Below are 15,218 nucleotides of genomic sequence, written 5' to 3' on the forward strand. Positions count from 1 at the left end.
CGTCTCTACGCCTGCTCCCAGACGTAGGGACGAGAGTTGTTATCCCGCGGTTCCACCCTACTTGGTCAGCTCCTTAAGAGCAAACCCTCTTTGCTTGTATACGGCTCCGGAGTGCCTTTTCATCGTTTTGACCGTCTGGGCTTTCACTTTCCCCAGCTCGCTAACCAAGTCGGCTTAAAACGATTACTTTCTCCATCACTGCCCAATATTCATATTGCATTATTTTATGCTTCTTTATGCCAATTGTCAAACATAGTTCCTAGGTATCATAATAAAGCCGCTAATGTGCACGAATCTCATCTGTATTAGCCGTTTTTCCCTCACGTTTGCCGATAATATCTTTCATACCCGTATTCCCCATCATCAAAACACAAACTAATGCTAATCCTGCGGGCACAATAGACCAAACGAACGTGGTTGATACTGAATCTGACAAAGCGGCAACAATCTTCTCCATGACAGGAGCCGGTATATCCGCACGCTTCTCCGGTGATAACAGCTCACGTGCATTTTCCGTCATCGGAGCCGCTCCTTCTCCACCTGCAAAAGCATCAGTCATACCCTTTGTAAAGTGGTTGCGCTGAATAATGCCGAATACCGTAATCCCTACTGTCATGCCTAATGAACGAATGAAGGACATCGTAGATGTGGCGCTTCCTCTTTGCCGCATATCGAATCCATGAATGGAGGACATTCCAAGCACAGAGAATGAGAAGCCGATACCAAATCCAGTTAAGAACATATACACGGACAACATAAACCTTGTTGTTTCCGGCGTAATGGTGGATAGCAAGAAAATACCTATAATAAATATAACAGCTGAGATCATCATGACGCTGCGATAGGACATTTTGTTGACTAATAAACCACCGAGCTGCGCCGCAATAACTGATCCCAAGGTCATAGGCAGTAAAGTTAAACCTGCACTAACCGCTGTTCCGCCGAATACACCTTGGACAAACATCGGGATATATAAAGCTGCTGTAATAAACGCCGCTCCGTAGAGTAAGCCCGCTCCCGTACTTGCTGCAAACAGTCTTTGTTTGAACATATTAAACGAAATAATTGGTTCTGCTGCCTTGGTTTCCACGAAAAGAAATATGCCGAGTAAAACCGCAAAGCCAGCAAATAAACCAATAATTTGCGCTGAATCCCAAGCAAACTCAGTTCCACCGAGCTCGAGTGCAAACATGAGACAGACGATAGAGCCCACAAGTGTCGTTGCTCCCCACCAGTCGATCTTTTGCTTGGAATGAGAAAGCGACTCTTTGTAATAAATAACGATAAAAGCAAGTGCCACAAGACCAATGGGTACATTGATGTAAAAGATCCAGCGCCAATTGATATATTCCGTTAAGTATGCGCCTGCAAGCGGTCCAAACAAGCTTGAGGTACCAAATACAGCACCGAACAATCCACCCATTTTACCGCGTTTCTCTGCTGGAAAAATGTCAAATACGATTGCAAAGGCAATTGGCATCATCGCACCGCCGCCAATACCTTGAATAGCACGGTAAATGGTCAGCTGTGTTATCGATTCAGCCGTTCCGCAAAGAACAGAGCCGATTAGAAATAAAGAGATACCTAAAACGAAAAAACGTTTTCTCCCATACATGTCAGACAATTTCCCGAAAATCGGCATGCCTGCCATCTCTGTTACCAAATATGCAGATGTAACCCACACATATTTGTCCAAGCCGCCAAGATCGGATACAATCGTTGCCATTGCGGTCGATACAATCGTATTATCGATTGATGCGACCAGTATGCCAAGCAAAAGTCCGGCCACGACAAAGCCCAGTCTATTTTGTCCTGTAGACATCAGGTCAACCCCTCCAATTACTATGAATCTCAAACAACCTCATCTATCATAAATCAATTTCTTAGATGATGAAATCATGCAGAGGAATGAGCCTTCCCTCCGTCTTGAGACCGATAACAAACCAAAAGCATCCATTTCAAGAAATGAATTTCTTTACATCAATTTATCGAGCTGATCAAGAAAATTACGCGACTTCAACTGCATTCCTAAATGAGTATCTAACAGCTTACGCATAGCAATTTTAAGCTCTGCTTTTGTTTCAGGCTTCACTTGAATAGAACCAAGTCTTCTCATATCCATCCTGCGGAACAAACGAAGCAGCTTATAAGCGCCCTCCCCTAGCGAAACCGCATGAGGATCTTTGCCAGTACATCGTGAGCATAATATTCCACCCGCATAGGGAGAAAGTTTAAAAGGGCCTACAACGTTTCCGCAGCTTACACATTCATCAAGTGCAGGAGCATAACCAGACAAGTCCAAAATGCGCATTTCATAAAGATGAGAAACGATTTGCGGGTCTTTGCCTTCTTGAAGTGCTGAAAGACATGCTTTTAGCTGTTCAAAATGAAAGCCCGTTGCCTCGTCGTCCTGTATTGAACGATCCGTCAATTCTGCTACGTAAGAGGAATAAGCAGCCAAATCAAGCTTCTCACGCAAAACATGGTGAGATTCAATAATCTCACCATGATTAAGCGTGCCAAGCCCGCTGCTTCGGAAATAAACAAACTCTCCATATGTAAACGGCTGCGCGAGCGAAGAATGTTTGCTTTTCACCTTTTTCGCTCCGCGTATAAGTACACCCGCTTTTCCATTTGTCTTCGTCAGCAGTGTAACAATTTTATTGCCTTCCCCGTAATCCATGCTTCGCAGCACAATTCCCTCGACACGATACAACATAATGCAAACTCTCCCCTGAAAGCAGAAACGTATGTTTACCGTCCCATGGCGGCAAACATACGTTTAGCTGTTAAAAACACAAAAGCTCTATACTTGATCAACCGATTCAAATAATGCCATTGATACGTTAGACAGATGTGTCCTCGAGGTCCAGCTCGGCAAGCTCATCCTGATTTCCTACTAACGCATCGGAGCTGCCTTCTGCTCCGTATTGGTGTATTTCCTTGTATAACATGAAAGACTCGACATCCCCGGTCAACGTAAAATACTTCCACGAAAAATTCCGCATACGTATTCATCCCTTTCCGTCCCCTGAAATGCTGCTTCAGACGTTAATAGGATGCGATAAACTGTTCATGTCTATCCTTAACAAAATACGTCAATTATGCTTATTCGTTCCGGTAACCAAGATCCTTCAGCACACGCTCCTGATTGCGCCAATCCTTCTTCACCTTTACCCAAAGCTCAAGAAAGATGCGTGAGCCAAGGAGCGCTTCGATATCTTTTCGCGCTTGTTTGCCAACTTCCTTCAGCAGATCGCCTTTTTTGCCAATGATGATCCCCTTCTGAGAATCACGCTCTACAAAAATAACAGCGCCGATATAGACGACTCCATTTTCCTTTACGCGCATATCCTCAATGGTCACTGCGATTGAATGCGGAATCTCTTCACGCGTCATATGCAATATTTTCTCGCGAATAAGCTCCGAACAAACAAATTGCTCAGGGTGATCAGTAATTTGATCAGCTGGATAATACTGTGGTCCTTCTGGCAAATAACGAGTCAGCTGTTCAAGCAAGGTTTCCACATTATTGCCCTTAAGCGCTGAAATTGGGATAATTTCCGCAAATTCATGCAATGCATTATATTGGGTAATCATCGGCAGAAGCTGTTCAGGCTCTACTTTATCGATTTTGTTCATTACTAGGAAAACAGGTGTTTTCACTTTTTTCAGCTGTTCAATAATAAAACGGTCACCGCCGCCAAGTCCCTCTGACGCATCGATTAGAAAGAGCGCTGCTTCCACTTCACGAAGTGCGCTTTCCGCGGTTTGCATCATATAATTCCCAAGCTTGGATTGTGGTTTATGAATACCAGGTGTATCAAGAAACACGATTTGTGTGTCATTTGTCGTATAAACACCATGAATTTTATTCCGTGTCGTTTGCGGCTTATCTGACATAATCGCAATTTTTTGACCGATAAGATGGTTCATCAGCGTTGATTTACCAACATTTGGCCTGCCGATTATAGCTACGAAACCGGACCGAAATTTTTTGTTGCTGCGTTCATTTGATGTTTTTTGATTCATATTCTTGTTTAACGCTCCCTATTATCTAATGAAGCCGGCGTGAAGGCACCCGGCAATATGCCTGAAACGGTTGAGATCGTCCATTGACCTTTTAAATTCCCCATAATGACAGGCATTTCTGGCGGACATAGCTCAACTAGAACTTGGCGGCAAACGCCGCATGGCGCGATTGGAGAATCCGTATCGCCAATAACAGCTATTGCTTGGAATTGTCCTGGTCGCTTTCCATCCGCTACTGCGCGATATAATGCGGTACGCTCCGCACAGTTTGTTGGACTGTAAGCTGCGTTCTCTATGTTGCAACCATAATGGACTTGGCCCTCATCGTCAAGCAGTGCTGCTCCAACTTGGAAATTTGAATAAGGAACGTATGCTCTTGACATCGCTTCCTTAGCCGCATTCATTAGCGAAGTATAAGACTCCGACAATCCTTCAAAAACCAACATAAATATCCCGCCATTCCCCGTTTTTTAATCCATTATTAAATGCCATAAGGGCGGCCCAAGTATGAGCAGCCCTATAATTGCAGAAATTGCAGCAGCAACTAACACCGCCCCAGCAGCAACATCCTTAGCAGCTTTAGCTACTGGATGAATATTGGGGCTTGCTAGATCAACCGCCTGTTCAATTGCCGTGTTTATCATTTCAGCACTTATCACGAGGGCGATCGCCATTAAAATAATCGCCCATTCAAGCGGCTTAAGTGATAGCATAAATCCTAAACAGCACACCACTGCGGCGGCAATTGCGTGAAACCGCATATGACTTTGAGTCCGAAGAGCAAAACCTATGCCGGATATTGCAACTGCGAAACTAGATATAACTTTTCGCATTAACGAGTTAAGCCAGCCTGCTGCAAAATCGCTTCTTGCTTAGCGGTCATTTCGGCTTCGGTTTCATCATCCTGATGGTCGTAACCGATCAAATGCAAAAAACCATGTACAAACAAAAAGCCGATTTCGCGTTCCAAGGAATGACCGTACTCCTCGCTTTGAGCAAGAGCCGTATCCACGCTTATTATAATATCGCCAAGCATACCTGATATCGGGTCCTTCTCATCCTCGCTGTCCACTTCAAAAATAATATCAAGCTCATCCACGCCATCTTCTTGCATAGCAAATGACAATACATCGGTTGGACGATCAATTCCGCGATATTCACGATTCAGCTGATGAATTTCCTCATCGTTTGTGAATGTTAAAGACACCTCACCATCGGAAATGCCTTCCGCTTCACCAGCCAATTGCAGCAATTGCTCTATTTTTGTAATCCAATCCTCGGGTATTTCCAGCTTTCCCTGCTCATTGCTCCAACCGAGTTGCAAGCTCATGACAAACGCTCCTTTGTTTTCACATCATCCGGATATTCAATACGTGAATGGAAGATGCCAATTACGCTTTCCTTAAGTGAATGCGCAATTTTGTCCAGCTCCTTCAACGTTAAATCACATTCATTGTATTGATTGTCATCCAGCCTGCTTTTAATAATTTTGTTAATCATTGCTTCTACCTGCTCTACTGTCGGGTTGCGAAGGCTGCGAACCGCTGCTTCCACGCAATCAGCAATGCCAACAACAGCCGCTTCCTTTGACTGTGCCTTCGGACCAGGATACCTAAAATCATCTTCCGTAAACGCAGGTTCGACACCTTGTTCTTCTGCTTGTTTTATCGCTTTGTAATAAAAGAATTTCAGCGATGTTGTTCCATGGTGCTGCTCTGCAATATCGCGAATCGGCTTAGGGATATTATGCCCTTTAAGCATATCGACGCCGTCTCTCGCATGAGCAACAATGATTGATTTGCTTAACTTAGGATCAATCGTATCATGCGGATTTTCAATATTGGATTGGTTTTCGATAAAATAATTCGGCCGCTTCGTCTTTCCAATATCGTGGTAAAACGAGCCAACCCTACATAATAAGCCGTCTGCCCCAATTGCTTCTGCTGCCGCTTCTGACAAATTGCCCACCATTACGCTATGGTGATAGGTACCCGGCGTTTCAGTCAACAGCTTGCGAAGCAGCGGGTGATTGGGATTCGAAAGCTCTACAAGCTTAAGCGCAGATAAAATTCCGAATGTAACTTCAAAGAACGGCATCAGTCCAATGACGAGCACCGCAGTAATCAAACCGCTAGCAAACGCAAAAGCAACAGAATAGATGAAATGAGCCCGTTCCAGCTGCTCAGACAGCAGTAAAATGGATAAAACAGACAAGGAGCCGAATAAGCTCACCATTATTCCGGCCTTCAATATTGTTGATCGCTGACTCGCTCTATGAATCGAGAAGATGGCAGCAAACGAAACGACAATAATGACAAAGCCGTATTGGAAATCAAAAATTTGATGCTGGCTCGTGTTCAATATAATACTGCCCATTATTGCAAATATTATGGAGCTGATCATGGCTAGATGCATATCTAACAGCAAGGTAATCAGCATCGTCCCGAGAGCAGCAGGAGCCAAATAACCCGCATAAGGGGCAGCATCCGTCTGCGTCAACGAAGTAATCTCCATCGTTATAATATTGATCAGAAAGATGAGCCACAACATCAAAAGAGAAGAGTTGTTATATTTGGGCTTAATCCCATTAATACTTCCAGACTGATGCAAATACGCGTAAATGACGACGATAAACATCACAGACATGATTAGCAATCCGAACTGCGGCCAATAAGTCTTACGATCCTGCAGCAGGGAAGAATCAACGAGCAGCTTGTACAATTCAGGCGTAATCGTCTGACCGCGCTTCACGATCAGCTCACCTTCTTTAATTACGACAGGCGGCGTGTTTTGCTTAGCCTGCACTTTAGCCTCGTCCGTCGCTTCCTTATCCAGAAACTTGTTTGGCATGATGGCAAATCTCGCAAGCTCTTGCACAATTTCTCTGCTTGTCCGGCTGGATAGCGAGCTGGCATTAACAAGTTCCGCAACCTGTGTTCGAGCGGTTTCCGCATCACGAAGCTGTTCTACTGTCAGTTTACGCACAATATCCCGAGCTACATCGCGCATCTCGGTTAGCGTTTCTGCTGTTAGATTGGGCATCTTGTAAAAGGTTTCTTCCGGAATGGTGTATTGCTGCTCCTTCGCAATAAGCGCCATTTCCTCAAGCAGCGTGTTGTTATACGTTCCACGGCCCTTATTCAGCTTAACAAAGGTATCAATATACTCCGAATAACGGCCTGGGATTTCATTGCGATAAATATCAATCTTATTTTGCAAGGTTACTTGGTCGTCCTGATTCAGCTGCTCTATTCGAACAAAGATTTGGTCAACTAGCACCTCGTTGCGTAGCGGTACTATCGAATAGATGACATCGACTTTCTCGGCTGCATCCTCTTCCGCTTGTCTAGTCGCCTTCTCGTCTTTAATTTGGAAGGGCGCTTTGATATCCTTCTCGCTTACAGCGCCCTCCTGAATATCATAGGTTTCAGGAACGAGATGCGGAGCTAAGCTGAAATAGAATAGCAGCACAAACATCAACATCAGCACCCAGCGAACGGCTGCACTCTGCTTCCAACCCGCCGTTTTGGACGGCCGCAAGTTCCCTTGTTTTCCGGTCTGGTTTTGGTTCATGCAGCAGACATCCCTTTCTAGGCTTTGTTTTCAGCATCCCAGTTGTAGGCAACAATAATCTTTTGAACGAGCGAATGACGAACGACGTCCTGCTCTGAGAAAAGGATGATGCCAATTTCCTCTATGTCTCTCAGAATCCGCTGAGCTTCAATTAAGCCGGAGTTTTTGCCCCGCGGCAAATCGATTTGCGTAACGTCTCCCGTTATAACCATTTTAGAACTAAATCCTAGTCTTGTTAGAAACATTTTCATTTGCTCAGGCGTCGTATTTTGTGCTTCATCCAAAATAATAAACGCATCGTCAAGCGTTCTGCCGCGCATATAAGCAAGCGGAGCAATTTCAATCATACCGCGCTCAAGCGCTTTGACCGTCTGATCAGGTCCAAGCACATCATGCAGTGCATCATACAAAGGACGAAGATAAGGATCGACCTTCTCCTGCAAATCGCCTGGCAAAAAGCCGAGATTTTCTCCCGCTTCTACGGCAGGTCTCGTAAGAACAATTCTTTTTACCGAGCCTTCCTTCAAAGCAGCGACAGCGAGCACAACGGCCAAATATGTCTTACCTGTTCCGGCTGGACCTATTCCAAACACGATATCCTTCTTGCGGATCGTCTTCACATAATGGCGTTGACCGATCGTCTTTACCCGAATCGGCTTACCACGGAAGGTAGTTGTAATTTCTTTCTTAAACAAGTCCAACAGCTCTTCTGCCTGCATCGATCTGGCGAGCTCAAGTGCATATGCAACATCACGCTCTGATGGCTTATAGCCCCCGCGAACGAGCTGTAAGAGCACATTGTATAGTTGTTCTAACGAATCAACCTCTTCTACAGGACCTGATATGACAATTTCCGCTTCACGCGATGTAATCAAAGACTCTACTTGCGCTTGAATGAGACGTAAAAAATTATCCTGTGGTCCGAATACTCCAAGCCCTTCCGCTGCGTTGCCGAGCGGTATCTTTACTACTTTCGTTTCAATTTGCAACAATCCTCATTCTCCCTGCATATGGACTAGTGGCATTTCCTTAACGATAGATTGCTCGACTTCAAAAAGAACTTTCATATAAACTTTACCATTGTCCGCCTTTTCATGCAAAACAATTTCATCGCGGATGACTGCATCGCTGCCTGTTTTAAGCAGCAATTTGGCTTTAGCCTGCAGAATGCCGACGTTCTTCGCTTCTTCTTCGGTAAGCGTGCGGTCTTCCATACGGGTTTCCATTATGGTCTCCTTCATTCTACCAATTGGAAGAGACCAATTGCGCCAGGAAACCTTCTCCTCATGCTTAATCGATTCGGATTTTCCGAAAGCAGAATCACCGTACCCGCTAAGCTGAAGCGCTCTCGAGCCGATGACTGCAAACCATTTCGTCTCTTTATCTCCAGTATACACCTTAACCTGTTGAACAAGCGGTGAAGAAATTTCAAATTCGTACCAAACAAGCCCACGAACATTGCCCTTGGCAACGACAGTGCGCGAATTCATTTCTCCCCCAATCGTTCCCGAGATCAAAATTTGGTCTTTTTTTACCTTCGTATTTTTTCGAACGACGGGCCGTCCCGCCTCCGCTATAATTTCGGTAACTACAGCATCATCAGATGCGACCAAATGTCGAGGTGTATTCAAGGAAGCCTTATCCGGTATGGTTGATTCAACCACTTGAATAATAACCTTTGTCCCCTTTTTCTCCACACCAACCCAGGTTGAGCCTGGAAGCTTGCGAACAAGCTGCTTGGACAGCACATCAGCATCGGTTAAACGGAAAGACCACTGCATAGGATATAAGCCTTCCTCTTTGGCAGCAGCCCTTATTTGATCCTCCGTCAGCTTGACATTGCCTTGCACTTCGATGCTCCATACGAGCGAGGACAGCATAAAGATAATCGCAAAAAACAACACGATGCCAGCCGCAAACAGCTTTCTGCGCTCTGCTTTGACAAGCAGAAAAGGCAATCCTTTGCGCTTCGTAACATGAACACGACAGCCTGTCTCTTTTAAATACGGACGAAGGCCAAAAAAATCACTGATTGACAGCTCACATTCAAGCAAGCCGCTGCTTGTCCATCTGATGGAAGACAGCTGCAAGCCGCCAGCCAGGGCTCGGTTGACGAGCTGCTCAGGTTGTCCCCCCCGAATATGAATGGTGACCATACCCTTTAACCAATTTGAACCTTGTCCGCTCACGTCCATTCCCCTCCATTACCTCAGCTATTAATATAGAAAATCGCCTTATCTATTTCATGGAATCAATTGAATATTCGTAATTTGTCCCTCAATAAACACTTCTTCTGTCCAAATGGTGCGGATAACTAGAGAGCTTCCCGTAACCTCCAACTGGCCTTTGCTTAGCGCGAGTCTCAATCGCTCACTAGAGAAATGAACAACACCACGATGGTTCTCGATATATAATTGGCAGTCTCCAATCATGGTTAATCGCGGCAAATCAAATACGACATCATGCGGCATATCAAGCAGCTCTGCTGTCATTTTGCGAAATCTCTTTTTTATGTGGCGCATGTACGATTCTTTGCCTCCTTCAAGGTTTGCTAAAAGTAAAGCAAAGGAATGGCGATTTTCATGTACTGTACCAAAATATGCGAACCGCTCGATAATTATGGCTCCAAAATAAAAAAACCGCCTAAGCGCAGCGCTTAGGCGGTTTAAATTTATTTTCGAAAAGGTTTTTTCGAGCGCGGCGGTCCCAATACTTCGGCCCAAATAACTGCTTTCCGCAAGTCATCGGATCGAATGGATGCTGCATTGATGCCCTGGCTTCCATAATTGCGCTGTGCTGCAGCCTGTGCTGTTTCTTTGTTAGCTGCTGCTCTTTGAAGCGCACGCTGCAGAGAAGCTGTTTGCGGCGCTTCTGAGCTCTCTCTGCTAGAACGTGTCGAATTCATATCAGAAGAACGCTCAACGTCAGTTACAGAGCGATAAACCGTTCCTCCAGCTGCCTGCGGCGGTTGCGGTTGCGGGCGCTCTACCTCTCGCTCCTGTTCTCCGGACTGCGGGAACAATGAACGCGGCAGCCCTCCGCCGCCAAAGTCAGGCATTTGACCAGGCTTCTTCTTCGCGCCGGATTTGCCGAATACCGAAGCCAGCGCACCCAATATAACGACTACGATAAATATGTTATTCATCAGAAATTCTATAATCTTCAACTTGCCTTCACCTCCAAGGCTCAGTTACGTTGATCCAACTTGATCCAACCAAATAACTGGGCCATCGACTTTATCGGCCGTCTTTAATGTCTGTAGAACTGTCCTGCTTGCCGATAGAGCTGCGCATATGGGTATCCGCTTCGATGTTTTTCAAGTTCATATAGTCCATAACGCCAATTTTCCCGTTTCTAAGCGCTTCAGCCATGGCAAGTGGAACTTGTGATTCCGACTCTACTACGCGCGCTTCCATCTCAACGACTTTTGCTTTCATTTCCTGTTCGTGAGCAACGGCCATCGCACGGCGCTCCTCGGCTTTTGCTTGAGCGATTTTTTTGTCCGCTTCCGCTTGTTCCGTTTGAAGATGTGCACCAATGTTTTTGCCTACATCAACGTCCGCGATATCGATCGACAATATTTCAAACGCTGTACCTGCGTCAAGCCCTTTGCCAAGCACAGTGCGAGAGATCATGTCCGGGTTTTCCAAAACGTCTTTATGTGAGCCAGCAGAACCTACAGTCGTTACAATCCCTTCACCAACACGAGCAATAATTGTTTCTTCACCAGCACCACCGACTAGGCGTTCAATGTTGGCACGAACCGTAACACGAGCTTTTACTTTCACTTCAATACCATCCTTCGCAACCGCAGCTACGATTGGTGTTTCAATGACGCGCGGATTAACGCTCATTTGTACGGCTTGTAGTACATCACGACCAGCCAAATCGATAGCCGCCGCACGTTCGAATATAAGTGGAATGTTCGCACGTTGCGCTGCAATCAGCGCATTGACAACCCGATCGACGTTACCGCCTGCCAAGAAGTGACTCTCAAGCTGGTTTATGTTAAGTCCCAGCCCTGCTTTTGTTGCCTTAATTAACGGGTTGACGATTCTGCTTGGTACGACGCGGCGAAGACGCATGGCAACAAGCGTAATAATTCCAACTCTAACGCCCGATGCTAATGCAGATACCCACAGCATAATCGGGAAAAAGCTTAAGAATACGGACAGTACGATAATAACAACGACAGCCAAAATTAAAAAAGATACGATAGGATCCATTTGTTCCAACCTCCATTTGTATATTCGTTTTCTCTATTTTGTTACTTCTTTGACAACGACCCAAGTACCTTCCGCTTTAATGACTGTCACCGTTCGGTTCGTATCGATAAACTCACCAGAGGTAACGACATCAATTCGCTTGTCATTCATAACAATTGTTCCTGCTGGTCTAAGCGGAGTAATTGTTGTCCCTTGCAATCCGAGCAGTGAATCCTTTATATCCGCAGAAACAAAACCTTGCTCCGTTGTCAGCTTCTCGCGCAATATAAATTTGTTCCAAATACCTCTGGATTTGTTCATTCTAATAAAAATAACGATTAGAATGGTGGCAACAACTAACGCAATGACGATCGATATAAAAGCCGTCATTGGGTCTGAAGCAGCGGTAACGACTCCTGCTACCAACGCAGCACTGCCGAGCAAGCCCAAAATCCCAAAGCTTGGTACAAACACTTCGATTATGAGCAAGGCTATTCCAATTACAAACAGCACGACCGACTCCATTCCAGCAAATCCAGCAACATAGTGGCCAAAGAAATAAAGGGCAAACGATAATATTCCGACAACGCCCGGTACTCCAAAGCCTGGAATGATCATTTCAATAACGATACCTGCAATGCCAAGTATGAGCAAAATCGTCATAACGATTGGATTGAGCAGCCATCTAGCTACATTTTCCGCAAGTGACGGAACAACCTCAATTTGTGTTCTGCCTTCCAAGCCCAGCCATTTGACTGCTTCATCAACGTTCGCTGCTGTATGCTCAGAGTATCCGACTTTCTCAGCTTCACTTGCTGACAGGGTAAGAATTTCTCCCTTCAGCTTATCTCTGCCAAGCTTGTCTTTCAGCTCCACTGTTGCATTCGGATCCGCCATAGCGACAGCGATATTCTTATCGCGACCCTGTAATCCTGCAGACTCGCTCATTTCAGAGGTCCAATAGGAAATCGTTTTGGGATTATCCTCTAAAGTTCCCGAGCCATTCACCACTGCAGCTGCACCTATCGTGCTGCCTGGCTGCATAATAATATTGTCAGCATTCAAAGCAATATAAGTGCCTGCTGATACTGCTTTCCCCTCAACAAAAGCCGTAGTAGGAATAGCGCTCTCCCTTATAAGATGACCAATTTCCTCTGCGTTTACGACTTTGCCGCCAAGCGTATTAATAACGAGAATCACATGCTCAGCTTTTGCTTCCTCAGCTTCTTTAAAGGCTCTCTCCAAAAAGGATTGAAGCCCCGATTCCACCGTTTGTTTAACGGGAATCACATACACTGCTGGGCCAACTTCATTTGCTGCCTTTGCTTTCTCCCCCGGTGAACCAAATAATGCTGCAAGCGTCACCATTAACACCGCTGCGATCAATGCGATTGGAGTGGCGGACATACTTCTTCGCCATCGATTCATGTGCAAGAAGGTTCCTCCTTTTTTTCGTGTTTGCTTTCTACTACGTTTGACAAATGAAAACGTTTCAGGCAGCCTTCTCCATATCATACCATTTACACTTGAAACGTACAAAAAAACACCCCCGTTAAGGGGTGTTTTGTGAGTCCGTATGTTTAGTTAGTTGAGATGTTGCTGAACGAGCTGATTTACTAGTTTACCGTCAGCGCGTCCTTTTGTTTTAGGCAAAAGGGCACTCATAACTTTTCCCATATCGGCTTTGGAAGAAGCACCGAGTTCATGGATGGTCTGCGTTACTATCTCTTGAATCTCTTCTTCAGTCAGCTGTTCGGGAAGGTATTGACTAATAATTTCAATTTCGACCACAAGACCCGCTACTAAATCATCGCGGCTGGCTTTTTTAAATTCTTGGAGGGAATCTTTACGTTGTTTGATTTCGCGACTCAATATATCAAGCACTTCGTTATCGTCCAATGGACGCTTGAGATCGATTTCCAAGTTTTTCACTGACGCGCGCATCATACGAATAACGGAAAGTTTAAACTTGTCCTGATTCTTCATGGCTTGCTTCATATCATCGGTCAATCTTTCGCTCAGGTTCATTATGGAAGGATCCTCCTAAAACTTTCTCTTGCGCGCAGCCTCAGACTTCTTCTTGCGCTTTACACTTGGCTTTTCATAATGCTTGCGTTTTTTCACCTCAGCTAGAACACCATCTTTAGCGATGGAACGTTTAAAGCGGCGAAGCGCAGCATCAATAGTTTCGTTTTTGCGAACTTTAGTTTCAGACACCAGTTTTCCCTCCCTCCGAAACAGACCGTCCAGAGCTATAACACGGTTTATCAAATTTCATTATATGTCAAACCAAAAGGCAGTGTCAACTTTAGTTATCTACAACCCGAGAAGAAAGTTTCGTTCCCCCCAATACATGGATATGCAGATGATAAACAAGCTGTCCTCCGTCGGCATTAACATTGTTGACCAGTCGATAGCCTGACTCCGCAATTCCTTGTTCCTTTGCGATTTGACGAGCTACCGCGAACATCTCGGCTATAACCTCGTCATCTTCATCGGTAACATCATTCATCGTTGCGATATGCTTCTTAGGAATGATAAGAATATGTACAGGAGCAGCTGGCTGTATATCGTGGAATGCGAGAATTCTGTCATTCTCAAATACCTTCTTCGAAGGTATTGCACCCTCGATTAATTTACAGAAAATACAGTCCATAGGTTTCACCCCCTATTCGCTTTCCTTACCATATCATACCGAAATTTTAGCCGCTCGTCCAATCATTAAAGATAACCCGCAAAAACTTCGAAGACACCCTTCCAAAAAAGCGACAGAATCCATGCTGCTACTTCGAAATCTCAGCTGATTTTTCCTTCATAACAGCCTGCATCTGTTCAACAAGCTGAGCCCATTCAAGCCCGCTGGACAATCGAATAATTGCAATACGGCTCTCACCGATATTTGCATTAAAACCACTCATAATACCTGATATGGTTTCAAACGCACTTTTTAATCCCTGAATGTACGCGGCATCGGTTTCGTTCAGAGCACCATCATAGTGACCAATCGTTTGCAAGCCTTTGTCGACATCAGTTACATAGGCTGAGGTAAGCTCTTTATTGATTTTTTCCGGCTCTGCATTCACGCTTGCTGCTTCTGCAGTAAATTCCACCAAAGCATGGCCGCTCGCAGCTGCTTGACCTGAAAGAAATGCAATGGCATACCGTTCGTCTAAAGTTTTACTTTGAAGCAAAGCATCCAGCTGCGGAAGCATTTTTTCTATATAATCTTTAGAACCAATCGCTGCTTTAAATATTTTTTGGCCTTTTACATAATTGTTTTCTTGTTTATTTTGTAAAAATTGCGAGTACAAAAAAACATTGCCGATTAAGCTGAATACAAGAATAACGAGAGTTATCGGCAGCGCGATAGAGCGTTTGCCCGTTTGCTGTGGTTCCAACTTCACAGCC

Annotated in this window: 18 protein-coding genes; all 18 read right to left on the reverse strand. The window is 45.0% G+C overall.

Annotation, left to right across the window (positions count from 1 at the left end):
• Positions 1–280: 280 nt before the first annotated feature.
• The gene (locus ACIFSR_RS14730) at positions 281–1,822 is read right to left on the reverse strand and encodes an MDR family MFS transporter (RefSeq protein ID WP_430057988.1); all 1,542 of its coding nucleotides are present in this window, start codon (positions 1,820–1,822) and stop codon (positions 281–283) included.
• 153 nt (positions 1,823–1,975) lie between these two features.
• A complete protein-coding gene (gene recO, locus ACIFSR_RS14735; RefSeq protein ID WP_076266897.1) occupies positions 1,976–2,719 on the reverse strand; it encodes a DNA repair protein RecO in 744 nt (247 codons plus the stop codon).
• Between the two features lie 127 nt (positions 2,720–2,846).
• Complete coding sequence (locus ACIFSR_RS14740; protein WP_076266896.1) at positions 2,847–3,008, reverse strand: YqzL family protein; 162 nt, start codon at positions 3,006–3,008, stop codon at positions 2,847–2,849.
• A 100-nt stretch (positions 3,009–3,108) separates the two neighbouring features.
• Positions 3,109–4,032 carry a GTPase Era gene (gene era / locus ACIFSR_RS14745; protein WP_054024225.1) on the reverse strand — a complete coding sequence of 308 codons (924 nt, stop codon included), beginning with the start codon at positions 4,030–4,032 and terminating at the stop codon, positions 3,109–3,111.
• An 8-nt stretch (positions 4,033–4,040) separates the two neighbouring features.
• Complete coding sequence (gene cdd, locus ACIFSR_RS14750) at positions 4,041–4,478, reverse strand: cytidine deaminase (RefSeq protein WP_339203439.1); 438 nt, start codon at positions 4,476–4,478, stop codon at positions 4,041–4,043.
• Between the two features lie 24 nt (positions 4,479–4,502).
• Positions 4,503–4,865 carry a diacylglycerol kinase family protein gene (locus ACIFSR_RS14755; RefSeq protein ID WP_076266894.1) on the reverse strand — a complete coding sequence of 121 codons (363 nt, stop codon included), beginning with the start codon at positions 4,863–4,865 and terminating at the stop codon, positions 4,503–4,505.
• The gene (ybeY, locus tag ACIFSR_RS14760) at positions 4,865–5,362 is read right to left on the reverse strand and encodes an rRNA maturation RNase YbeY (protein ID WP_430057991.1); all 498 of its coding nucleotides are present in this window, start codon (positions 5,360–5,362) and stop codon (positions 4,865–4,867) included. Before ybeY ends, ACIFSR_RS14755 begins: the two co-directional genes overlap by 1 nt.
• Entirely contained in the window at positions 5,359–7,605 is a 2,247-nt protein-coding gene (locus tag ACIFSR_RS14765; protein WP_339203443.1) for an HD family phosphohydrolase, read from the reverse strand. The genes ybeY and ACIFSR_RS14765 overlap by 4 nt, the downstream gene beginning before the upstream one ends.
• A gap of 17 nt (positions 7,606–7,622) precedes the next feature.
• The gene (locus tag ACIFSR_RS14770; RefSeq protein ID WP_430058068.1) at positions 7,623–8,594 is read right to left on the reverse strand and encodes a PhoH family protein; all 972 of its coding nucleotides are present in this window, start codon (positions 8,592–8,594) and stop codon (positions 7,623–7,625) included.
• Between the two features lie 6 nt (positions 8,595–8,600).
• Positions 8,601–9,794, reverse strand: a complete 1,194-nt coding sequence (gene yqfD, locus ACIFSR_RS14775) for a sporulation protein YqfD (RefSeq protein ID WP_430057993.1) — start codon at positions 9,792–9,794, stop codon at positions 8,601–8,603.
• Between the two features lie 54 nt (positions 9,795–9,848).
• Positions 9,849–10,127, reverse strand: coding sequence for a sporulation protein YqfC (yqfC, locus tag ACIFSR_RS14780; protein WP_076266890.1), 279 nt, complete (start codon positions 10,125–10,127; stop codon positions 9,849–9,851).
• A gap of 149 nt (positions 10,128–10,276) precedes the next feature.
• Positions 10,277–10,771, reverse strand: coding sequence for a hypothetical protein (locus ACIFSR_RS14785; RefSeq protein ID WP_339203445.1), 495 nt, complete (start codon positions 10,769–10,771; stop codon positions 10,277–10,279).
• Positions 10,772–10,841: 70 nt separating this feature from the next.
• Positions 10,842–11,831 carry a flotillin-like protein FloA gene (gene floA / locus ACIFSR_RS14790; RefSeq protein ID WP_339203447.1) on the reverse strand — a complete coding sequence of 330 codons (990 nt, stop codon included), beginning with the start codon at positions 11,829–11,831 and terminating at the stop codon, positions 10,842–10,844.
• Positions 11,832–11,864: 33 nt separating this feature from the next.
• Positions 11,865–13,238, reverse strand: coding sequence for an NfeD family protein (locus ACIFSR_RS14795; RefSeq protein WP_339203449.1), 1,374 nt, complete (start codon positions 13,236–13,238; stop codon positions 11,865–11,867).
• Positions 13,239–13,394: 156 nt separating this feature from the next.
• Complete coding sequence (locus ACIFSR_RS14800) at positions 13,395–13,838, reverse strand: GatB/YqeY domain-containing protein (RefSeq protein WP_076266886.1); 444 nt, start codon at positions 13,836–13,838, stop codon at positions 13,395–13,397.
• A 15-nt stretch (positions 13,839–13,853) separates the two neighbouring features.
• Positions 13,854–14,027 (reverse strand): 30S ribosomal protein S21, encoded by a 174-nt coding sequence (gene rpsU / locus ACIFSR_RS14805; protein WP_005547957.1) that lies wholly within the window; start codon positions 14,025–14,027, stop codon positions 13,854–13,856.
• A 91-nt stretch (positions 14,028–14,118) separates the two neighbouring features.
• Positions 14,119–14,466: a histidine triad nucleotide-binding protein gene (locus ACIFSR_RS14810; protein ID WP_430057996.1), complete on the reverse strand. Its 348-nt coding sequence runs from the start codon at positions 14,464–14,466 to the stop codon at positions 14,119–14,121.
• A 127-nt stretch (positions 14,467–14,593) separates the two neighbouring features.
• Positions 14,594–15,208 (reverse strand): hypothetical protein, encoded by a 615-nt coding sequence (locus ACIFSR_RS14815; RefSeq protein ID WP_339203451.1) that lies wholly within the window; start codon positions 15,206–15,208, stop codon positions 14,594–14,596.
• Positions 15,209–15,218: the final 10 nt, after the last annotated feature.

The organism is Paenibacillus sp. NRS-1760, assembly GCF_050467785.1.
Lineage (GTDB): Bacteria > Bacillota > Bacilli > Paenibacillales > Paenibacillaceae > Pristimantibacillus.